The 22,644-nt window shown below is 44.7% G+C and carries 22 protein-coding genes and 2 other annotated features; all 22 genes read right to left on the minus strand.

The genetic code is table 11. The features are described 5' to 3' along the window. Nucleotides 1-129: 129 nt before the first annotated feature. Nucleotides 130-2,208: an elongation factor G gene (gene fusA, locus GCA01S_RS11495; RefSeq protein WP_017434019.1), complete on the minus strand. Its 2,079-nt coding sequence runs from the start codon at nt 2,206-2,208 to the stop codon at nt 130-132. A 159-nt stretch (nt 2,209-2,367) separates the two neighbouring features. Further along, nucleotides 2,368-2,838, minus strand: a complete 471-nt coding sequence (gene rpsG / locus GCA01S_RS11500) for a 30S ribosomal protein S7 (protein ID WP_017434021.1) — start codon at nt 2,836-2,838, stop codon at nt 2,368-2,370. Nucleotides 2,839-2,877: 39 nt separating this feature from the next. Beyond that, nucleotides 2,878-3,300, minus strand: a complete 423-nt coding sequence (gene rpsL, locus GCA01S_RS11505) for a 30S ribosomal protein S12 (RefSeq protein ID WP_017434022.1) — start codon at nt 3,298-3,300, stop codon at nt 2,878-2,880. A 100-nt stretch (nt 3,301-3,400) separates the two neighbouring features. After that, nucleotides 3,401-3,649, minus strand: a complete 249-nt coding sequence (locus tag GCA01S_RS11510; protein WP_017434023.1) for a 50S ribosomal protein L7ae-like protein — start codon at nt 3,647-3,649, stop codon at nt 3,401-3,403. Nucleotides 3,650-3,789: 140 nt separating this feature from the next. Continuing rightward, nucleotides 3,790-7,389 carry a DNA-directed RNA polymerase subunit beta' gene (gene rpoC / locus GCA01S_RS11515; protein ID WP_017434024.1) on the minus strand — a complete coding sequence of 1,200 codons (3,600 nt, stop codon included), beginning with the start codon at nt 7,387-7,389 and terminating at the stop codon, nt 3,790-3,792. 110 nt (nt 7,390-7,499) lie between these two features. Then, nucleotides 7,500-11,069 carry a DNA-directed RNA polymerase subunit beta gene (gene rpoB / locus GCA01S_RS11520; protein ID WP_042410124.1) on the minus strand — a complete coding sequence of 1,190 codons (3,570 nt, stop codon included), beginning with the start codon at nt 11,067-11,069 and terminating at the stop codon, nt 7,500-7,502. Between the two features lie 226 nt (nt 11,070-11,295). Next, nucleotides 11,296-11,898, minus strand: a complete 603-nt coding sequence (locus GCA01S_RS11525) for a class I SAM-dependent methyltransferase (RefSeq protein WP_042410148.1) — start codon at nt 11,896-11,898, stop codon at nt 11,296-11,298. A gap of 97 nt (nt 11,899-11,995) precedes the next feature. Further along, nucleotides 11,996-12,364, minus strand: coding sequence for a 50S ribosomal protein L7/L12 (gene rplL / locus GCA01S_RS11530; RefSeq protein ID WP_042410127.1), 369 nt, complete (start codon nt 12,362-12,364; stop codon nt 11,996-11,998). 48 nt (nt 12,365-12,412) lie between these two features. Beyond that, nucleotides 12,413-12,913 (minus strand): 50S ribosomal protein L10, encoded by a 501-nt coding sequence (gene rplJ / locus GCA01S_RS11535; RefSeq protein ID WP_017434028.1) that lies wholly within the window; start codon nt 12,911-12,913, stop codon nt 12,413-12,415. 44 nt (nt 12,914-12,957) lie between these two features. Next, nucleotides 12,958-13,111 (minus strand) — a sequence feature (ribosomal protein L10 leader region). 48 nt (nt 13,112-13,159) lie between these two features. Beyond that, entirely contained in the window at nt 13,160-13,861 is a 702-nt protein-coding gene (rplA, locus tag GCA01S_RS11540) for a 50S ribosomal protein L1 (protein ID WP_017434029.1), read from the minus strand. Between the two features lie 108 nt (nt 13,862-13,969). Continuing rightward, nucleotides 13,970-14,395 (minus strand): 50S ribosomal protein L11, encoded by a 426-nt coding sequence (rplK, locus tag GCA01S_RS11545; RefSeq protein ID WP_017434030.1) that lies wholly within the window; start codon nt 14,393-14,395, stop codon nt 13,970-13,972. A gap of 251 nt (nt 14,396-14,646) precedes the next feature. Next, nucleotides 14,647-15,180 carry a transcription termination/antitermination protein NusG gene (gene nusG, locus GCA01S_RS11550; protein WP_017434031.1) on the minus strand — a complete coding sequence of 178 codons (534 nt, stop codon included), beginning with the start codon at nt 15,178-15,180 and terminating at the stop codon, nt 14,647-14,649. A gap of 128 nt (nt 15,181-15,308) precedes the next feature. Then, nucleotides 15,309-15,491 (minus strand): preprotein translocase subunit SecE, encoded by a 183-nt coding sequence (gene secE, locus GCA01S_RS11555; RefSeq protein WP_017434032.1) that lies wholly within the window; start codon nt 15,489-15,491, stop codon nt 15,309-15,311. 43 nt (nt 15,492-15,534) lie between these two features. Then, a complete protein-coding gene (gene rpmG, locus GCA01S_RS11560; RefSeq protein ID WP_042410133.1) occupies nt 15,535-15,684 on the minus strand; it encodes a 50S ribosomal protein L33 in 150 nt (49 codons plus the stop codon). A gap of 95 nt (nt 15,685-15,779) precedes the next feature. Then, on the minus strand, nt 15,780-16,406 hold the full coding sequence (gene sigH / locus GCA01S_RS11565; protein WP_100225052.1) for an RNA polymerase sporulation sigma factor SigH: 627 nt from the start codon (nt 16,404-16,406) through the stop codon (nt 15,780-15,782). Nucleotides 16,407-16,499: 93 nt separating this feature from the next. Further along, a complete protein-coding gene (locus GCA01S_RS11570) occupies nt 16,500-17,012 on the minus strand; it encodes an NYN domain-containing protein (RefSeq protein WP_042410149.1) in 513 nt (170 codons plus the stop codon). A 3-nt stretch (nt 17,013-17,015) separates the two neighbouring features. Then, nucleotides 17,016-17,753, minus strand: a complete 738-nt coding sequence (gene rlmB, locus GCA01S_RS11575; protein WP_042410136.1) for a 23S rRNA (guanosine(2251)-2'-O)-methyltransferase RlmB — start codon at nt 17,751-17,753, stop codon at nt 17,016-17,018. Nucleotides 17,754-17,755: 2 nt separating this feature from the next. Further along, nucleotides 17,756-18,175 (minus strand): Mini-ribonuclease 3, encoded by a 420-nt coding sequence (locus GCA01S_RS11580; RefSeq protein WP_017434037.1) that lies wholly within the window; start codon nt 18,173-18,175, stop codon nt 17,756-17,758. Nucleotides 18,176-18,180: 5 nt separating this feature from the next. Continuing rightward, nucleotides 18,181-19,581: a cysteine--tRNA ligase gene (gene cysS, locus GCA01S_RS11585; protein WP_017434038.1), complete on the minus strand. Its 1,401-nt coding sequence runs from the start codon at nt 19,579-19,581 to the stop codon at nt 18,181-18,183. After that, a complete protein-coding gene (gene cysE / locus GCA01S_RS11590) occupies nt 19,559-20,230 on the minus strand; it encodes a serine O-acetyltransferase (RefSeq protein WP_017434039.1) in 672 nt (223 codons plus the stop codon). The genes cysS and cysE overlap by 23 nt, the downstream gene beginning before the upstream one ends. Nucleotides 20,231-20,321: 91 nt before the next feature. Next, nucleotides 20,322-20,553 (minus strand) — a binding site (T-box leader). Between the two features lie 46 nt (nt 20,554-20,599). Continuing rightward, the gene (gene gltX / locus GCA01S_RS11595) at nt 20,600-22,060 is read right to left on the minus strand and encodes a glutamate--tRNA ligase (RefSeq protein WP_042410139.1); all 1,461 of its coding nucleotides are present in this window, start codon (nt 22,058-22,060) and stop codon (nt 20,600-20,602) included. A gap of 104 nt (nt 22,061-22,164) precedes the next feature. Then, nucleotides 22,165-22,641, minus strand: a complete 477-nt coding sequence (gene ispF, locus GCA01S_RS11600) for a 2-C-methyl-D-erythritol 2,4-cyclodiphosphate synthase (protein ID WP_042410141.1) — start codon at nt 22,639-22,641, stop codon at nt 22,165-22,167. Between the last annotated feature and the right edge of the window lie 3 nt (nt 22,642-22,644).

The raw sequence follows: 22,644 nt of genomic DNA on the forward strand, positions 1-22,644 counted from the left end.
ATCCTCCTTAAAATTAGAATATAATTTTAATGGTTTATATAAATATAGGATGCCTGGGAACCAATACAGATTGTATTGATTCCCAAGTCTTACATAAGTATTTATAGCGAAACTATGCAGAGAAATCAATTATTCACCTTTATTTTTTTTGATGATTTCGTCTGCAATGTTTTTCGGAACTTCTTCATAGTGGTCAAATACCATCGTGAACGTTCCGCGTCCTTGTGTATTAGAACGCAACGAAGTAGCGTATCCAAACATTTCCGCAAGCGGAACCATCGCGCGGACGACTTGTGCATTACCGCGGGCTTCCATTCCTTCGACGCGTCCGCGGCGGGAAGTGATGTCGCCCATAATATCGCCAAGATATTCTTCTGGAATAATTACTTCGACTTTCATGATTGGCTCAAGCAACACAGGGTCACATTTAGTCGCAGCGTTTTTCAATGCTAAAGAAGCTGCGATTTTGAACGCCATTTCACTCGAGTCGACATCATGGTAAGAACCATCAAATAGTTTCGCTTTGATGTCGACCACTGGATATCCGGCAAGAACCCCGTTTTGCATTGCTTCTTCAAGACCTGCTTGGACTGCCGGTATATATTCTTTCGGAACAACCCCACCGACAATCGCGTTTTCGAATTCGAACCCTTTTCCGCGTTCGTTTGGCGAGAATTCAATCCAAACGTGACCGTATTGACCGCGACCACCGGATTGACGGATGAATTTCCCTTCCACTTGCGCCGATTTGCGGAATGTTTCGCGGTATGCAACTTGTGGAGCGCCAACATTCGCTTCCACTTTAAATTCACGGCGCATACGGTCAACGATGATGTCTAGGTGAAGCTCACCCATACCAGCAATGATCGTTTGGCCAGTTTCCGGATCTGTCCAAGCACGGAATGTTGGGTCTTCTTCTTGTAACTTTTGCAATGCTTGGCTCATTTTATCTTGGTCTGCTTTTGATTTTGGCTCAATGGCTACGTTAATAACTGGTTCAGGGAATTCCATTGATTCTAATACAACAAGGTTCTTTTCATCACATAGAGTATCGCCTGTTGTTGTATCTTTTAAACCTACAGCTGCCGCGATGTCACCGGCATATACTTTCGAAATTTCCTGACGGTGGTTCGCATGCATTTGTAGGAGACGACCGATACGTTCGCGTTTGCGTTTTGTCGAGTTCATGACATATGAACCAGAATCAAGCGTACCAGAGTACACGCGGAAGAACGTTAATTTACCAACATAAGGGTCTGTCATAATTTTAAATGCCAACGCTGCGAATGGAGCATCGTCTCTTGCTTCACGAACAACTTCTTCTTCCGTATCCGGTACAACCCCTTTGATTGGCGGAATATCAACTGGAGATGGCAAATAATCTACGACTCCATCTAACAGCAATTGAACACCTTTGTTTTTAAATGCGGAGCCGCAGAATACAGGGAAGAATTCTACGCTGATCGTTGCTTTGCGAATCGCTGCTTTCAATTCTTCTGTTGTAATTTCTTCCCCTTCTAAATATTTCATCATCAGTTCTTCATCTAATTCTGCAACTGCTTCAATAAGCTTGTTGTGGTATTCTTCCGCCATATCACGGTATTCTTCCGGAATTTCAATGCGTTCAATATTTTTGCCAAGTTCATCATGGTAATGGTACGCGCACATTTCGACAAGGTCAATAATGCCGGAGAATTGGTCTTCCGCACCGATTGGCAATTGCACTGGATGCGCGTTTGCTTGCAAGCGGTCATGAAGCGTTTTTACAGAATATAGGAAATCTGCGCCAATTTTGTCCATTTTGTTGACGAATACAATACGTGGAACCCCGTATGTAGTCGCTTGGCGCCAGACTGTTTCCGTTTGCGGTTCTACACCGGATTGCGCGTCAAGAACAGTAATCGCACCGTCAAGCACGCGAAGGGAACGCTCTACCTCTACCGTAAAGTCTACGTGCCCTGGCGTGTCGATAATATTGATGCGATGACCTTTCCATTGCGCTGTTGTCGCCGCAGACGTAATCGTAATCCCGCGCTCTTGCTCTTGTTCCATCCAGTCCATTGTGGCCGCGCCTTCATGGACTTCACCAATCTTATGAACGCGTCCTGTGTAGAACAAGATACGCTCTGTTGTTGTTGTCTTACCGGCGTCAATGTGCGCCATAATCCCAATGTTACGAGTGTTTTCCAAGGAGAACTCTCTTGCCATGGTGGTTATTTTCTCCTTCCTTCAAATAAGTATCATGTATAATAATCACGCTCATATAAAACAATTAAAACAATGCAAAATCATAGGAATATAGGTATAGGCGGCAAGCTGATTTTGCCACCATCACCTATTTCCCTAATAAAGATCTTTAACTGATCATTACCAACGATAATGTGCAAACGCTTTGTTTGCTTCCGCCATTTTGTGCGTATCTTCGCGTTTTTTCACCGCTGCACCGGTGTTGTTGGCCGCATCCATAATTTCATTCGCAAGGCGCTCTTCCATCGTTTTTTCGCCGCGGAGACGAGCATATTGCACTAACCAGCGAAGCCCCAACGACACACGGCGATCCGGGCGAACCTCAACAGGAACTTGGTAGTTTGCCCCACCGACGCGGCGTGCGCGAACCTCCAAAACAGGCATAACATTTTTTAATGCTTGTTCAAATACTTCCATAGGATCTTTACCCGTACGTTCACGGATAATATCAAATGCCGTGTAAAGAATTTTTTGTGCTTTTGATTTTTTTCCGTCCACCATAATTTTATTGATTAGACGGGTTACTAGTTTCGAATTGTAAATTGGGTCTGGTAGTACGTCTCGTTTTGCAACTGGACCTCTACGTGGCATAGTTTTTCCTCCTTTCAGTAAAAAATCCGATTTACTTTATTATTTTTTCGATTCTTTTGGTTTTTTCGCACCGTATTTCGAACGCCCTTGCATGCGGTTTGCCACACCTGCTGTATCTAGGGCGCCACGAATGATGTGATAACGTACCCCTGGCAAGTCTTTTACACGTCCGCCACGAATTAATACGACGCTGTGTTCTTGTAAGTTATGGCCGATACCAGGGATGTAAGCTGTTACCTCGATACCGTTCGATAAACGAACACGCGCATATTTACGAAGCGCAGAGTTTGGCTTTTTCGGAGTCATCGTACCAACACGTGTACAAACACCGCGTTTTTGTGGTGAAGGAACGTTTGTTTGCACTTTTTTAAAGCTGTTGTATCCTTTATTTAACGCAGGAGATTTGGATTTTACTACTTTTTTCTCGCGCCCTTTACGGACTAATTGGTTAATTGTAGGCATGTTAAATTGTCCTCCTTTCACATATAAACTTAAGCCCACATATCCAGGTGGTTCATTATTTATACAAACAAGGTTTTTAAGATAAAAACCGAAATGGTTTTTACCGAAGAATCGCGACAGCAGCTGCTCCTACTTGAATTTTGCACGCTTTGCCAAGCTTTTTCATCGAATCTACTTTCGTAACAGGAACATTAGCCTCTTTTGCTGCTTCCATCACCTTATCAACAATGGATGGATCAGCATCTTCGGCAACGATGACTTCGAGCGCTTTTCCTTCTTTCAGAGCTCTTACTGTTTGTTTCGTTCCAACGACAATCTTTCCAGCCTGTAATACTTTTTCATAAGACATGTAACATATCCTCCAAAGTACCAGGTTTTTGGAACACCTTTGATATACTATCATTTTTGCAAGACATTGTCAACTATATTTTCAATCCATTTAATTTATTGCCAGCAAAGGAGGGTTCTCCTTTGCTGGCACCGAGAGATTTATTTGGATGTAACAGCATCGCTTTCCGTTTCTTTCTTCACTACCGGCTTGACTTTACGATAGCGAGCCATTCCTGTTCCGGCTGGAACAAGCTTACCGATAATGACGTTTTCTTTTAAGCCGAGCAATTCATCGCGTTTTCCTTTAATCGCCGCATCGGTCAACACGCGCGTTGTTTCTTGGAACGATGCAGCCGATAAGAACGAATCTGTTTCAAGCGATGCTTTTGTAATACCAAGCAGCACCGGACGTGCGGTCGCCGGGCGTTTTCCTTCCAGAAGCGCTTTTTCATTGACGTCTGTAAATTGATGCACATCCAGCAGCGTTCCTGGAAGCACATCCGTGTCCCCTGCATCAATGACACGCACTTTGCGCAGCATTTGCCGAACCATCACTTCAATATGTTTGTCGCTAATTTCTACCCCTTGCATCCGGTATACTTTCTGTACTTCACGCAGCAAGTATTCTTGAACCGATGTAATGTCGCGGACTCTTAACAGCTGTTTTGGATCGATCGAGCCTTCGGTCAGCTCTTGACCTCTCTCTACTTGCTGCCCTTCTTCGACTTTTAGTCTTGCGTTGTAAGGGGCAACATATGAACGCGTTTCAACCTCACCTTTGACAACAATTTCATATTGATGATCACGCGTTTCGCTAATGGAAACAACAACGCCGTCAATTTCCGAAATGACAGCTTGCCCTTTCGGATTACGCGCTTCAAACAGCTCTTGTACCCGTGGCAAACCTTGGGTGATGTCGTCGCCGGCAACACCGCCTGTATGGAACGTACGCATCGTCAGCTGCGTACCAGGCTCCCCGATCGACTGGGCCGCGATAATACCGACCGCTTCGCCGACTTCGACATCGGCGCCTGTCGCCAAGTTGCGGCCATAGCATTTTTTACATACGCCATGCCGCGTATTGCATGTAAAGGCAGAACGAATCCATACCTCTGTAATCCCCGCTTTAATGATCTCGTTCGCAATATCTTCGGTGATCATTTCATCTTTACGAACGAGTATTTCGCCTGTTTCCGGATGTTTCACCGTTTTTTGCGCATAGCGGCCGACAAGGCGCTCTTCTAATTTGACGATCACTTCTGTGCCGTCTGTTAACGCTCTTGCAAGAATACCGCGGTCTGTACCACAATCTTCTTCACGCACAATCACATCTTGCGCCACGTCGACAAGACGTCTTGTGAGATAACCAGAGTCCGCTGTTTTTAGAGCCGTATCCGCCAGTCCTTTGCGCGCCCCGTGCGTAGAAATAAAGTATTCCAATACCGTTAAGCCTTCACGGAACGACGACTTGATCGGCAACTCAATAATGCGTCCTGCCGGGTTGGCCATGAGACCGCGCATTCCGGCAAGCTGCGTAAAGTTCGAAGCGTTACCGCGCGCTCCAGAATCACTCATCATAAAGATCGGGTTGCGTTTATCCAACGATTTCATTAGTCTGTCTTGAATTTTGTCTTTCGCCGCGCTCCAAATCGAAATGACACGTTCATAGCGCTCTTCATCGGTAATTAAACCGCGGCGGAACTGTTTCAATACGGTATCGACTTTCGCCTGCGCTTCGTCAAGAATTTCTTGTTTTTCCGGCAATACTACGATATCAGCGACGCCGATCGTAATGCCGGCTTTCGTCGAATATTGGAAACCTAAATCTTTCATGCGGTCAAGCATCTTCGACGTTTCCGTAATTTTAAACCGCTTGAATACTTCCGCGATAATTTGTCCAAGCACTTTTTTCTTAAACGGCGGCACAAGTTCGCGTTTGCGAATCTCTTCTTTCACATTTACGCCTTTATCAAGGAAATATTTATCCGGCGTCCGTCCCTCAATGTTTTCTGTTGTCGGCTCATTAATGTAAGGGAACGAGTTTGGCAAAATTTCGTTGAAAATCAATTTGCCAACGGTAGTGAGCAATAATTTGTTGTTTTGCTCTTCGGTGAACGTTTCGTTTTTCAATGAGCCGGCATGAACAGCGATGCGCGAATGTAAATGAACATATCCATTATGATAGGCAAGCAACGCCTCATCCGTATCTTTAAATACCATGCCTTCACCGATGGCCCCTTCGCGTTCCATCGTTAAATAATAGTTTCCTAAAACCATGTCTTGCGAAGGCGTAACAACTGGCTTTCCGTCTTTCGGGTTCAAAATATTTTGCGCAGCCAGCATGAGCAAGCGCGCTTCCGCCTGTGCTTCCGCCGAGAGCGGAACGTGAACCGCCATTTGGTCTCCGTCAAAGTCCGCGTTATACGCGGTACATACAAGCGGATGCAAGCGAATCGCGCGGCCTTCGACAAGCGTTGGTTCAAACGCTTGAATGCCTAAACGGTGAAGCGTCGGAGCACGGTTCAAAAGCACTGGATGCTCTTTAATGACATCTTCTAATACGTCCCATACTTCTGGATGCACGCGCTCAATTTTCCGTTTCGCGCTTTTAATATTATGCGCCAATCCGCGTTCTACCAGTTCTTTCATAACAAACGGCTTAAAGAGTTCGAGCGCCATTTCTTTTGGCAAGCCGCATTGATACATTTTTAAGTTTGGACCGACAACAATAACAGAACGGCCGGAATAGTCGACGCGCTTACCGAGCAAGTTTTGCCGGAAACGTCCTTGTTTCCCTTTTAACATATGGGACAATGATTTTAATGGGCGGTTGCCAGGTCCTGTTACCGGGCGGCCGCGGCGACCATTGTCAATCAGCGCATCAACGGCTTCTTGCAACATCCGTTTTTCGTTTTGCACGATAATATTTGGTGCGCCAAGATCCAATAAACGTTTTAAGCGGTTATTTCGGTTAATTACGCGGCGGTACAAATCGTTCAAGTCCGATGTCGCAAAGCGTCCGCCGTCTAATTGCACCATTGGCCGCAATTCAGGCGGGATAACCGGCAGCACATCAAGCACCATCCAAGCAGGATCGTTGCCTGAGTTGCGGAACGCCTCTAGCACTTCCAAGCGCTTGATAATACGAGCACGACGCTGTCCTTGCGCCGTTTTCAGCTCTTCTTTTAACGTCGCTACTTCTTTATCTAAATCAATATCTTGGAGAAGCTTTTTAATGGCTTCCGCCCCCATGGAAGCTTGGAACGATTGCCCGTATTTTTCGCGATAGGCGCGATATTCTTTCTCGGAAAGCAACTGTTTTTTCTCTAAAGGTGTATCGCCTGGGTCCGTCACCACGTAGGAAGCGAAATAAATCACTTCCTCTAACGCACGCGGCGACATATCCAACACAAGCCCCATACGGCTTGGGATGCCTTTAAAATACCAAATATGTGAAACAGGAGCGGCTAGTTCAATATGACCCATCCGTTCACGGCGGACTTTCGAGCGAGTAACTTCGACACCGCAGCGGTCGCAGACAACACCTTTATAACGTACGCGCTTATATTTTCCGCAATGGCATTCCCAGTCTTTAGTCGGCCCGAAAATGCGCTCGCAAAACAATCCGTCTTTTTCCGGCTTCAATGTACGATAGTTAATCGTTTCCGGTTTTTTTACTTCACCATACGACCAGGAGCGGATTTTCTCCGGTGAAGCGAGCCCGATTTTCATGTACTCAAATTTATTTACATCTAGCAAGGGGTATACCTCCCTCTTTATCCATCGGTTTTGCCTCAATTGCTTGTTTGTTTGTTGGATAACACCTTGATAGTGATGGAGGAATATTCCCCCATCACTATCGGTTAAGCTTATTCTTTCGTGACGGCGTCTTTTTCAGCTGCTTTTTCCTTTTCTGCCGGTTTCACTTCCGAAACAATCGCATCGGCAGCATGGTCTTCGTCCTCATCGAAGTTTTCCATATTAACTTCTTGTTCATCGCTCGTTAAAATCGTCACATCCATGCCTAAGCTTTGCAGCTCTTTAATTAAAACTTTAAACGACTCCGGCACACCTGGCTCCGGTATGTTTTCCCCTTTGACAATTGCTTCGTATGTCTTCACGCGACCAACCACATCGTCCGATTTGACGGTAAGTATTTCTTGCAATGTATACGCAGCACCGTAAGCTTCGAGCGCCCATACTTCCATTTCGCCGAAACGTTGTCCGCCAAATTGCGCTTTCCCACCGAGCGGTTGCTGCGTAACAAGCGAGTACGGTCCCGTTGAGCGAGCATGAAGCTTATCGTCAACCATGTGCGCCAGCTTAATCATATACATAATGCCGACCGATACGCGGTTGTCAAACGGTTCTCCCGTTCTGCCATCGTATAGAACCGTTTTTGCATCACGCGGCATCCCTGCTTCTTCCAGTATATTCCACACATCTTCTTCTGTAGCGCCGTCAAATACCGGCGACGCAATATGAAGACCGAGTTTTTTCGCGGCCATCCCAAGATGCAGCTCAAACACTTGCCCGATGTTCATCCGCGACGGAACGCCTAACGGGTTTAACATAATATCAATCGGTGTGCCATCCGGCAAGAACGGCATATCTTCTTCCGGCAAGATGCGGGAAATAACCCCTTTGTTTCCGTGGCGGCCTGCCATTTTATCGCCTTCGGAAATTTTCCGTTTTTGCACAATATAGACGCGGACAAGCTGATTGACGCCAGGCGGAAGCTCATCGCCGTCTTCGCGGTTAAATACTTTCACATCGAGCACAATACCGCCGCCGCCATGCGGAACGCGCAGCGATGTATCGCGCACCTCGCGTGCTTTTTCCCCGAAGATGGCGTGCAACAACCGTTCTTCGGCTGTAAGCTCCGTCATTCCTTTTGGTGTTACTTTACCAACGAGCAAATCGCCGTCTTTTACTTCCGCACCGATGCGGACAATTCCGCGCTCATCTAAATTCTTTAGCGCATCCTCCCCGACGTTTGGAATATCGCGCGTAATTTCCTCTGGACCAAGTTTCGTATCGCGGGATTCCGCTTCATACTCCTCGATATGGATCGATGTATATACGTCCTCTTTGACGAGGCGTTCGCTCATAATAATTGCGTCTTCGTAGTTATAGCCGTCCCAAGTCATAAAGGCGACAAGCACGTTTCGGCCAAGCGCAAGCTCACCTTTGTCCATCGACGGACCGTCTGCTAAAATTTCACCTTTTTCAACAATGTCACCTTTTTTCACAATCGGACGCTGATTGTAGCAAGTTCCTTGGTTCGAGCGGACAAATTTCAACAGACGATATTTGTCAAGGTCTCCTTTTACTTCCTTTCCGTCTACTTCAATGAGACGGCGAACCCAAATTTCTTTGGCCTCTACCCGTTCGACAATACCGCGATGTTTACAAATAACAGCGGCACCGGAGTCCTTCGCCGATACATATTCCATTCCTGTACCGACAATTGGCGCTTCCGGCTCTAACAGCGGAACTGCTTGACGCTGCATGTTCGCACCCATAAGCGCGCGGTTCGAGTCGTCGTTTTCTAAGAACGGGATGCACGCCGTCGCTGCCGATACAACTTGCTTTGGCGACACGTCCATATAGTCAACGCGGTCGCGTTTGACGACAATGTTTTCCCCGCGGAAACGTGCGACAACATTTTCTTCTAAGAACGTTCCATCTTCCGCAAGCGGGACGTTCGCCTGAGCCACAACATAGTTGTCCTCTTCGTCTGCCGTTAAGTAATCAATTTGATCGGTTACTCTTCCTGTTTCCGGGTCGACGCGCCGATACGGCGTTTCAATGAAACCGAATTTATTGACTTTCGCATAAGTCGATAACGAGTTAATTAATCCAATGTTTGGACCCTCAGGGGTTTCAATCGGACACATCCGTCCATAGTGGGAGTAGTGAACGTCGCGCACCTCAAACCCTGCGCGCTCCCGCGTCAGCCCACCTGGTCCTAACGCCGAAAGACGGCGCTTATGCGTTAATTCGGCAAGCGGGTTCGTTTGGTCCATAAATTGCGAAAGCTGCGAGCTTCCGAAAAACTCTTTAATCGCAGCGATGACCGGCCGAATGTTGATCAATTGCTGCGGTGTAATCGTGTTTGTATCTTGAATGGACATACGCTCGCGAACAACCCGCTCCATACGAGATAAACCGATGCGGAATTGGTTTTGCAACAATTCACCGACCGAACGAAGACGACGGTTTCCTAAATGGTCGATATCGTCCGTATCGCCAACCCCATGCAGCAAGTTAAAGAAATAGCTAATGGAAGCGATAATATCCGCTGGAGTAATATGTTTGACATCTTCAGCAATATAGCCGTTGCTGATGACGTTGATCACTTTTTCGTTGTCCGGGTCATTTGGCGAGTAAATTTTAATCGACTGCACAGAAATCGGCTCGTCTACTACGCCCCCGTTAGGTTTATAAGTTTGCAAGCCAATGCCTTTTTCAAGGTATGGCAGCAAACGATTTAACATTCTGCGGTCAATGATTGCTCCTTTTTCGGCAATAATCTCGCCTGTTTCCGGATCGATTAATGTTTCGGCAAGACGTTGGTTAAACAGGCGGTTTTTAATATGGAGCTTTTTATTAATTTTATAACGTCCGACGCTTGCTAAATCATAGCGTTTCGGATCAAAAAAGCGAGAGATTAACAAGTTTTTCGCGTTTTCAATCGTCGGCGGTTCGCCTGGGCGCAGGCGCTCGTAAATTTCAATGAGCGCTTTTTCGGTGCTATCCGTATTATCTTTTTCAAGCGTGTTGCGCAAATACTCATTGTCGCCGATCAAATCAATAATTTCTTGATCGGAACCAAACCCGAGCGCACGAAGAAGCACCGTAACTGGCAGTTTACGTGTGCGATCAATGCGAACATATACAACATCTTTGGCGTCAGTTTCGTATTCTAGCCAGGCGCCGCGATTCGGAATCACGGTCGCTGAATAGCCTCGTTTTCCGTTTTTATCCACTTTGTCGCTGTAGTACACGCTCGGAGAGCGGACAAGCTGGGATACAATAACCCGCTCTGCCCCGTTAATGATAAACGTCCCTGTTTCTGTCATTAACGGGAAATCACCCATAAACACATCTTGTTCCTTTACTTCACCTGTCTCTTTGTTAATTAAACGGACTTTTACGCGAAGCGGCGCAGCATATGTAACATCGCGTTCTTTCGCTTCTTCTACCGTATATTTCGGCTCCCCTAAACTATAATCAATAAATTCAAGAGAAAGATTACCGGAAAAGTCTTCGATCGGGGAAATTTCGCGGAACATTTCCCGCAATCCTTCATCAAGAAACCATTTGTAAGAGGAAGTTTGAATCTCAATAAGATTCGGCAATTCGAGCACTTCACTAATGCGCGCGTAACTTCTCCGTTGGCGGTGTCGTCCATATTGAACTAGTCGGCCTGTCAAGTGATTCACCCCTCAAATGTAAACATTAATCAAATTGGAAGGTAAACATGGAGCCATGCTTTTCATGGAGAAAAAAAGAAAATGGTTTCTATCATAGAAAACCATATTTTCACCTGTTTATTGATTTTATCATTTTTTCCATTATCACCAAAATTATACGTACCATCCTACTAGGGAAATGTACACATTTAGCATTGTATAATGTTATCACAACCCAAAAACACTGTCAACATTTTTTCGCCTTTATGATATAATATCCTTTTTTCTTCGCTACCACTTCTGCGTGTGAAAACACTTCTTCCAATTTTTTTAACGCAGACGGCGCCCCTTGCTTTTTTTGAATGACAACCCACAGCTCCCCATTTTCGTAAAGATGGTCAGCGCTTTGTTCAAAAATGGCGTGAACAACGCGTTTCCCGGCACGAATCGGCGGATTGGTTAAAATCGCAGCAAATTTTTTATCGCCTACTTGCGCAAATAAATCACTTTCATAAATCGTTACATTTTTAATATCGTTGGCCTGTTTATTTTCTATAGCCAACTCGATCGCGCGCTTGTTAATATCCACCATGTCTACATGGCGGTGTGGAAAGGACTTTGCAACCGCCAAGCCGATCGGACCATATCCGCAGCCAATATCCAAAAAACCGCCCTCTATATCCGGTTCCATAAACGTTTCAATCAACAGCCGCGTGCCAAAATCGACTTCCCGTTTGGAAAATACGCCGCTGTCCGTGGTAAATACGAACTTATTGCCCCGTAATACAAACGTCCACGTATGAGGACGGCTTTCCGATGACGGGTTGGAAGAATAATAATGTTCGCTCAATTTCATCACCTTTCTTTTGCCCATCTATCTTCCATCATACCCATTTTTGCAGTAAAAAAGCCCGCTGGTTTCAGCGGGCTTTTCTTGTAAACAGCAATTATTTTACTTCTACGCTAGCGCCAACTTCTTCAAGTTTTGCTTTGATTTCTTCTGCTTCTTCTTTCGAAACGCCTTCTTTAATTGGTTTTGGAGTGTTATCAACTAAGTCTTTTGCTTCTTTTAAGCCAAGACCAGTGATTTCGCGAACAACTTTGATAACTTTAATTTTTTGCGCACCAGCATCAGCAAGAATAACATCGAATTCTGTTTTTTCAGCAGCAGCTTCGCCGCCAGCAGCAGCGCCGCCAGCAACCACTACAGGAGCAGCAACAGTTACGCCGAACTCTTCTTCAATTGCTTTTACTAATTCATTTAATTCTAATACTGTCATATTTTTAACCGCTTCAATGATTTGTTCTTTTGTCATTGTCAGTTCCTCCTTAATTTATAATTTTATGCATATATGGATGCGAGATTATGCGCCTTGCTCTTCTTTTTTATCCGCAACCGCTTTTGTAACAAGCGCAAAGTTGCGAATTGGAGCCTGAAGAACGCTAAGCAACATAGAAAGCAAGCCTTCGCGGGAAGGAAGTTTTGCAAGCGCATTGATTTCTTCCAGCGTTGCAATGTTGCCTTCAATGACACCTGCTTTAATTTCAAGTGCTTCATGGTCTTTGGCAAATTCACTTAAAATTTTTGCAGGCGCTACGACATCTTCATTGCTAAATGCAATCGCATTTGGTCCAGTAAATACGTCGCTTAATCCTTCTAATCCAACTTCCGCCAGCGCGCGGCGGGTTAATGTGTTTTTATACACTTTGAACTCAACGCCCGCTTCGCGGAGCTGCTTGCGGAGCTCTGTAATTTCCGCTACGTTTAAGCCGCGGTAGTCTACGATAACCGTAGATTTGCTGGCGCGGAATTTTTCAGCTATCTCTGCTACAATTTGTTTTTTGAGTTCGATCGCGCTGCTCATTTTTACACCTCCTGTAGAAGATAAAATGAAAACACCACTTATACCGCATCAGTAAAAAACCTCCATGCCACGTAGACATGGAGGTATCGCAAAACGCGCAAAACGGCCTTGAACGCGTTTTTCTATCGCACAAATACCTCGGTAGGAAATTAAGCTCCTAAGAGCACCTACTGTCTACGGTACAAATGATATTCATTTTTTCATACAAAAGACATTTTACTAAAAGGATGGAAAGAAGTCAATATTTTATTGTGCTACCGCTACTGTAGATGGGTCTACTTTGATGCCAGGCCCCATCGTCGAAGTAACCGTTACATTTTTCACGTACGTACCTTTTGCAGCGGCTGGTTTTGCTTTTAAAATCGCTTCGTAAATCGTAGCGAAGTTTTCTACCAGTTTTTCGTTGTCAAACGACACTTTGCCGATCGGCACGTGGATGTTGCCGGCTTTGTCAACGCGATATTCGACTTTACCAGCTTTAATTTCTTGCACCGCTTTCGCGACATCAAATGTAACGGTGCCAGTTTTCGGGTTTGGCATTAATCCTTTTGGACCTAAAATACGTCCCAGTTTACCAACTTCACCCATCATGTCAGGTGTTGCGACAACGACATCAAAATCAAACCAACCTTGTTGGATTTTGTTGATATATTCTGTATCGCCAACGTAGTCGGCGCCAGCTGCTTCCGCTTCTTTCGCTTTTTCCCCTTTAGCGAATACTAATACGCGCTGTACTTTCCCTGTACCATGAGGCAATACAACCGCGCCGCGAATTTGTTGGTCCGCTTTTTTCGGGTCCACGCCTAAACGGAACGCAACTTCCACCGTAGCATCAAATTTAGCAATGTTCGTTTTTTTCACCAGTTCAATCGCTTCTGCGATTGGATACGCTTTAAAGCGGTCTACAAGTTTCAATGCTTCTAAGTATTTCTTTCCTCTTTTTGGCATACATAATTCCTCCTCATTGTGGTTTTAGCGGAATAACCTCCCACGAATAAAGGTTGCGAAAAGGATCACTCCTTGTAGTCGCAACCTCCTCAGCCAACACTATGCACATTAGTCTTCGATAACAATGCCCATGCTGCGGGCTGTACCTTCAACCATGCGCATCGCAGCCTCAATGCTTGCTGCGTTTAAATCCGGCATTTTCATTTCTGCAATTTCACGCACTTTGTCGCGTTTGATTGTCGCTACTTTGTTACGGTTTGGTTCACCAGAACCGGATTCAATGCCGGCCGCTTTTTTCAGCAACACTGCAGCTGGCGGAGTTTTTGTAATAAATGTAAATGAACGGTCCTCAAACACCGTAATTTCAACTGGAATAATCAAACCCGCTTGGTCAGCTGTGCGAGCATTGAACTCTTTACAAAACGCCATAATATTAACACCGGCTTGACCTAATGCAGGACCAACTGGCGGTGCCGGATTCGCTTTCCCCGCAGGAATTTGCAGTTTGACGACTTTTACAACTTTTTTTGCCACGAGACACACCTCCTTAAGTCCGTGATGTGGTATTAGGGATAGTCCCTCCCACTCATAAGGCTAATGTCATATAGCCTTTTTCCATATCTCCCGTTTCGGTTGAGAGGATCTGCGTGTTAAAAAATCACAGTGCTCCCTTATACACTTGTATAAGTTCATTGCCTGTACAGAAATATATTTGTCTCGGCCTACGAGACATACTGACTTTAAAATATTATCACTTTTCGATTTTGATTGCAAGTTCTTTTCCATCATATTTTTTCAATCTGCGAAAATTCCAACTCCACCGGTGTTTCACGGCCAAACATATTCACAAGCACTTTCACTTTTCGTTTATCCACATCGATCGCTTCTATTTTACCAGTAAAGTTAGTAAAAGGACCTTCTTTTACCCTTACCGTTTCATTTAGTTCATAATCTATATCGATGTCTGTCAATGGCATGCCCATCCGTTTTAAAATCATTTTCACTTCTTCTTCCATCAATGGGGTTGGTTTAGAGCCAGCCCCGCTTGAACCGACAAATCCCGTTACCCCAGGAGTATTGCGCACCACATACCAAGAATCATCGGTCATCACCATTTCCACTAGTACATAGCCTGGAAATACTTTCTTTTTCGTCGTTTTTCTTTTGCCGTTTTTCACATCTGTTTCTGTTTCTTCGGGAACGACAACGCGAAATATTTTATCCTGCATACCCATGGATTCGACGCGTTTTTCTAAATTGGCCTTTACTTTATTTTCATAACCGGAATACGTATGAATCACATACCAATTTTTTTCCATTGATTAGGACTTAACTGTCCTTTCCCTCCCCAAATCGGTTTCATTTCCTTTTTTAAGCAAAACAAAAACCCGTTACCGGGTCAGACGCTCACATTATTATCTTTCATTATATCATATCGGCAGCAGACTTATTCAAAAACAAAACGAATTAATTCGGAAATACCTAAATCAATAACGGCAAAAAACACCGTAAAAAACGTAACGGTAGCTAATACAATAGCGGTATAATTAACTAATTCCTTCCGGTTTGGCCAACTTACTTTTTTCATTTCTCGTGCTACTTCTTTAAAAAAGTTTACGATTCGCTGCATGATTAGTAACCTCCAACAGACTTGAAAAACTGCTCACATAGCGCTACTTCGTTTCACGGTGGAGCGTATGCATGTTGCAAATTTTACAAAATTTATTCGCTTCAAAGCGTTCCGCTGCATGGCTTATTCTTTTCATCGTTACATAATTTCGGCTGCCGCATTTACTGCAAGCTAAAATCACTTTTTTTCGCATGGGTGTCCCACCGTTCTATAAGGATGTCCATAAAAATTTACCACACCCTCATTTCACTGTCAACGGCAGATTTTTTGCCTTTATGCTAGACGTCCTTAAAGGCTGATTTCGCGGTACTCCAAATATTTTTCCAGCTTTCTTTTTACACGCTGAAGAGCGTTATCAATCGATTTGACATGGCGGTTCAATTCTTCAGAAATTTCTTGGTACGAACGTCCATCTAAATACAAAGCAAGCACTTTTCTCTCTAAATCGCTAAGAAGTTCTGCCATTTTGACCTCAATATCGTCTACTTTTTCGCGATTGACAATAAGCTCTTCCGGATCCGTCGCTCTTGTGCCGGAAATGACATCCATCAACGTTCGGTCTGATTCATCATCATAGATAGGCTTATCTAAGGAAACGTATGAATTCAACGGAATATGTTTTTGCCTTGTTGCCGTTTTAATAGCCGTAATCATCTGCCTTGTGATGCAAAGTTCTGCAAACGCTTTAAAAGAGGAGAGCTTGTCCCCCTTAAAATCGCGAACCGCCTTGTACAGGCCGATCATCCCTTCTTGAACAATATCTTCCCGATCAGCGCCGACTAAAAAATAAGAGCGGGCTTTAGCACGTACGAAATTTTGGTATTTATGAATTAAAAAATCTAGCGCATCCCCATCCCCTTGATGTACCAACTCTACTAACCGTTCATCTTCCATGTTTTTGTAATCACTGTACATTTTTTCCTTGAAGCATTGACCCACGCTGATCCCCCCGACCGCATAAATCGCTAGAATTTATTATACAGTACAAATTTTTACAGCGTCAACCACTCACTTTTGACCTCTTCGCCATTTTTCGAAAATTTTAGCAACTTCTTCGGTTAACGGGACTTTGGACATCGGGGTTTGTTGCTGCATGTGTTGCAGTTTTTTGGAAATATCTTTTTCGATCGTCTCCATTTCTGCTAAAAGCTCACGGGCTGACTTTCGCAGCGCTCCTTGACTAAAAATCGTCCATTGCTCCGTATAATCCGACGTAGCAACATACACCTTCGTTCGTACATTGATTAAGCTTTTAGCCAACCGTTCAATGCGCTCGTCCGCCGTTTCATGTTCTTTCGTAAATATTACTTCGACTTGATGGTTTTTATATTTTTTCTCATTCCCTTGTACGAGGTGTGCATCAAAAACAATAATGACTCGGTCTCCTGTAAATGCTTGATACTCCGCCATTTTGTCAATCAGCGAATCCCTTGCCGTGGCAAGGTCATCTTCCTCTTTTAGTTCGCGGAGTTCCGGCCAAGCACCGATAATGTTATAGCCATCAACAATTAAAATATTCATCATTTATTCTCCTAACGGATATCGCTTGCGGTACACCTCATACATGAGAATGCTTGCAGCGACGGAAGCATTCAATGATGTCACATGCCCTCTCATCGGCAGACAAAGGAGAAAATCGCATTTTTCTAAAACAAGTCTGCTGATTCCTTTTCCTTCACTGCCAATTACCAGAGCCAATGGCATTGTTCCGTCAAAGGAGCGGTAGTCGTCTTTTGCTTTCGCATCAGTCCCGACAATCCACACCCCACGCTCTTTTAATTCGTCGATCGTTCTCGCTAGATTTGTCACTCTAGCAACGGGAATATGCTCGATAGCGCCTGTGGAAGCTTTCGCTACCGTCGCCGTCAAGCCGACAGAACGCCGCTTCGGAATAATAATGCCATGCGCCCCTACCGCATCAGCCGTTCGCATAATGGATCCTAAATTATGCGGATCTTCTAGTTCATCGAGAATAAGAAAAAACGGCGGTTCGCTTTTTTCCGATGCCCGGGCGAATAAATCGTCGATTTCGTAGTAACGGTATGCTGCAACTTGAGCCACCACTCCTTGGTGTGTCCCTTCTACCATTTGATCGAGCTTTTTTTTCGGAACGTATTGCACAAGCACACCATTTTGTTTTGCAAGCTGAATAATCGGCTGCACAGAGTGGCGCTGCACCCCTTCTGCGATCCAAATTTTATTGATTTCCCGCTGCGACTTCAACGCTTCCATCACTGGATTTCTCCCAATAATAAAATCCATCGTTACAACGTCCTTTCCTTACTTTCAATAATCGCAAATGAACAACGAATTAGCTCTTCTACCCGCTTTTCATTTTTCCCTAAAAAATGATAGCCAATCAATGCTTCAAACGCCGTGCTATACCGGTACGTCTGCACGTCCGTATTTTTCGGAATCGTGCCGGATTTGGCGTTTCTCCCCCGGCGTACAATAGCCCGTTCCTCTTCCGTTAATAATTCTTTTTCCAATAAAGCTAGTAACACTTTAGCCTGCGCTTTGGCTGATACATATTGAATGGCTTGGCGATGAAGCTGGTGCGGTTTCACGCTGCCATTGGCAAGAAGGTGATGCCGTACATATACTTCGTAGACGGCATCACCGATGTAGGCAAGCGCTAATCCATTTAGCTGTTTTACATCTTTGATCGGCTGTAGCAAGCTCATCCCTTTTATCCTCTTTTCCATCTTGTTCCTTGCGGCGTATCTTCTAAAATAATGTTTTTCGCTTTTAATTGATCACGAATTTGATCGGCTAAGGCAAAATTGCGGTTTTTTCTTGCTTCATTCCGCTTTTTGATAAGCTCTTCAATTTCCTCATCTAATAATTCTTCCTCTTGCAGCGTAATGCCAAGCACATCGAGCAGCTGTTCGAACTCGCGTAAAAACGCATGAATGACGCGTTCCGATGTATTTTTCTCATGCAAATATAAATTCGCTTGTTTCGCCAGCTCAAATAACACGGCGATTCCATTAGCTGTATTAAAATCGTCGTCCATTTCGCGGATAAACGCCTCATGCTGCTCGTAAATCCGCTCAAGCCATTGCTCGTCGTCATCAGTTAAATTGGTGCTGCTTTGCAATCGATGTTTTAAGTTAAAATAGGATGTTTTTAACCGTTCTAATCCTTTTTTCGCGCTTTCTAACAGCTCGTCGCTATAGTTGATCGGATGGCGGTAATGAACCGAAAGCATAAAGAACCGTAGCACTTGTGGATCGATTTGCTGGATAATATCATGAACGAGCACGAAGTTGCCAAGCGATTTTGACATTTTTTCATTGTTAATATTTAAATATCCGTTATGCAGCCAATATTTTGCAAACGGTTTTCCCGTTAATGCTTCCGATTGGGCGATCTCATTTTCATGATGAGGAAATGTCAAATCCTGGCCGCCAGCATGAATATCAATCGTATCTCCTAAATATTTGCGCGCCATGGCTGAGCATTCGATATGCCATCCCGGACGGCCTTTTCCCCACGGGCTGTCCCAGCAAATTTCCCCTTCTTTTGCCGCTTTCCATAAAGCAAAGTCAAGCGGGTCGTCTTTCTTTTCCCCGATTTCGATGCGCGCTCCCGCTCTTAGTTCGTCAATGGACTGGTGAGAAAGTTTTCCGTACTCCGCAAATTTTCTTGTGCGATAATACACATCGCCGTCGACTTCATATGCATACCCTTTATCGATTAGCGCTTGAATAAACGCAATAATGACATCGATATTTTCGGTGACGCGCGGATGCACATCCGCTTTTTTGCAGCCGAGTGCGGTAATATCTTCAAAATATGCTTGAATAAACCGCTCGGCAATCGTCGGTACATCTTCCCCTAGCTCCCGCGCTGCTTTAATTAATTTGTCATCGACATCGGTAAAATTGGATACATATGTCACTTCATAGCCGCGGAACTCTAAGTAGCGTCGAATGGTATCAAATACGATCGCGGCGCGGGCGTTGCCGATATGAATATAGTTATATACCGTCGGACCGCATACATACATTTTCACCTTATTTGGTTCGAGCGGTTCAAACGTTTCTTTTTTTCTTGTTAGCGTATTATAAAGCCGAATGCTGCTCATGTTCGCTCTTCCTTTCCTGTTTTAAGCTCTCGATTTCGCTGCGCAATTTGGCAATTTCCGCTTCCAGCTCTTTAATGCGATCAGCCACTGGATCTGGCAAGTCTGTATGGTTTAAGTCTTTTTTCACTCTCACCCCGTCACGGACAACCACCCGTCCCGGAATCCCGACAACGGTCGAGTTTGGCGGCACGTCTTTTAAGACGACCGAACCAGCGCCTATTTTCGAGTTTTCCCCGATCGTAATCGATCCAAGCACTTTTGCTCCTGCCGCAATTAAGCAGTTATCTTTGATCGTCGGATGGCGCTTCCCTTTCTCTTTCCCGGTCCCGCCTAATGTTACGCCTTGGTATACAGTTACATTATCGCCAATTTCACACGTTTCGCCAATAACCACTCCCATGCCATGGTCGATGAAAAAGCGACGGCCGATTTTCGCTCCCGGATGAATTTCAATACCGGTAAAAAAGCGGCTGATTTGCGAAATCAAACGGGCGAGAAAATAAAATTTACGTTTGTACAACGCATGAGCAATGCGATGCGCCCAAATCGCATGCAAACCGGAATACGTTAAAATCACCTCTAAATAGCTTCTTGCCGCCGGGTCTTGCTCAAAAATCACTTCAATATCTTCTTTTAGTGTTTTAAACATATAGTCCTCCCTCCACCATTATTCAATAATTTGCATTATATCGATAACGGTTTTGTTTTTTCATTAGAAAAAAGCGCCTCTGTGCCAAAGACACAGAGACGCTCTGCGCGCGGTTCCACTCTGTTTAGCTAAACGATCGTTTAGCCCGCTCTAGTCTGATAACGGAGAAACTCCGCTCCCATCTACTACAGAACGTCCCTGTTCCGGTTCGAAAGGAGGCTCCGAGGGGCATTTCGGAAAACATCGGTCATGAATCACTTCCAGCCAAGGTGATTCTCTCTGGAATGCCAATGTTTCCTACTTCTCCTCATCAACGCTTTTTCCATATTTTCATTTTTACTTAACTATATGAAAAGCGTACAAAAATGGTTAATGAATAACTTTTTCTAATCGGCTGATCACTTTTTCTTTTCCTAGTAATTGGAGCGCAAACGGCAATTCCGGACCGTGAGTTTGCCCGGTTACGGCGACGCGGATTGGCATAAACAATTTTTTCCCTTTTTGTCCTGTCGACTTTTGCACGGATTTAATCGCCGCTTTAATATTGTCCGCCGTAAATGGCTCGAGTTGCTTCACTTCTTCTAAAAATGCTTTCAATACATCCGGAACTTGTTCTTCCGCCAACACTTGTTTTGCCTCTTCATTATACTCAATCTCTTCTTTAAAGAACAGCTCCGATAGCTCTACAATTTCTGCTCCGTAACTCATTTGCTCTTGATATAGGGCAATTAAATCGCGCGCCCATTGCCGCTGTTCTTCGCTCATTTGCTCCGGCAGGCGCCCTGCTTTAATTAAATGCGGCAAAGAAATTTCCACCAGCCGGTCTAAATCTAGCTTTTTAATATATTGGTTATTCATCCATGTCAGCTTTTTCGTATCGAACATCGACGGCGATTTGGACAATCGGGAAACATCAAAAATACGGATTAGTTCTTCTTTCGAGAAAATTTCTTCTTCTCCTTCCGGCGACCAGCCTAACAGCGCAAAAAAGTTGAACATCGCTTCCGGAAGATAGCCAAGCTCCTTATACTGCGAGACAAATTGAATAATCGACTCGTCGCGTTTCGAAAGCTTTTTGCGCTGCTCATTTACGATCAAGGTTAGATGGGCAAATTGCGGCGGCTCCCAGCCGAAATAGTCGTACACCATCAGCTGTTTCGGCGTGTTCGATAAGTGCTCTTCGCCGCGGAACACATGTGTGATTTTCATTAAATGATCATCGATGACAACGGCGAAATTGTATGTCGGGATGCCGTTCGCTTTCATAATAACCCAATCGCCAATATCTTTCGATTCAAACGTCACTTTTCCGCGCACCATATCTTCAAATTCATATGTCTTTCCTTCAGGAACTTTGATGCGGATCGTATATGGCTTTCCTTCCGCTTCCAATTTGGCAACTTGTTCTTTCGTTAAATGGCGGCATTTTCCGCTATATTGCGGCGCCGCGATGCCTGCTGCTCTTTGTGCTTCCCGCTCTTTTTCGAGCTCTTCCGGCGTACAGAAACATTTATAGGCGTATCCTTTTTCTAAAAGTTCATCAACATATTTACGGTATATATCAAGACGTTCTGTTTGGCGATACGGACCATATCCTCCGTCTTTATCGACGGATTCATCATAATCAATACCGAGCCATTTTAAATTTTCCAGCTGCGATTGTTCGCCGCCTTCTACGTTGCGTTCAATATCCGTATCCTCAATGCGTACAATAAATTTTCCGTTATGATGACGGGCAAATAAATAGTTAAACAAAGCTGTCCGCGCCCCGCCAATATGCAAATGGCCGGTTGGACTTGGTGCATAGCGCACTCGTACTTCTTGTGCCATTGTTGATAACCTCCAATATAATCAAGCTTGTACCACTATTGTACATTTTATCGCGGCAGAGTTCAAAATAGATTGTTTTCCGCGATACAGTCCATCGCAGAAGCTTACCGTTTTTGCAATAATACGACTGCCTGCGCAGCAATTCCTTCTTCCCGGCCGGTAAAGCCCAGCTTTTCCGTCGTTGTGGCTTTTACATTGACTTGTGATGGTTCTCCTTCTAACAATTCGGCAATTTTCTCTTTCATTTGTTCAATATATGGCGCCATTTTCGGCTTTTGCGCAATAATCGTGCAATCGACGTTCACAAGCACGTATCCTTGCTGTTTGACTAGCTCCCATACATGTTTTAATAATAACGCGGAATCCGCGTCTTTAAAACGGTTGTCCGTGTCCGGGAAATGCTTCCCGATGTCGCCGGCGCCGATCGCCCCTAGACAAGCGTCTGCAACCGCATGCAGCAATACGTCGGCGTCGGAATGGCCAAGCAGCCCTTTTTCGTAGGGAATGCGAACGCCACCTATAATTAAAGGACGACCATGAACAAACTGATGCACATCAAATCCTTGACCAATGCGAAACATGTC

This window comes from Parageobacillus caldoxylosilyticus NBRC 107762 (assembly GCF_000632715.1).
GTDB classification, from domain to species: domain Bacteria; phylum Bacillota; class Bacilli; order Bacillales; family Anoxybacillaceae; genus Saccharococcus; species Saccharococcus caldoxylosilyticus.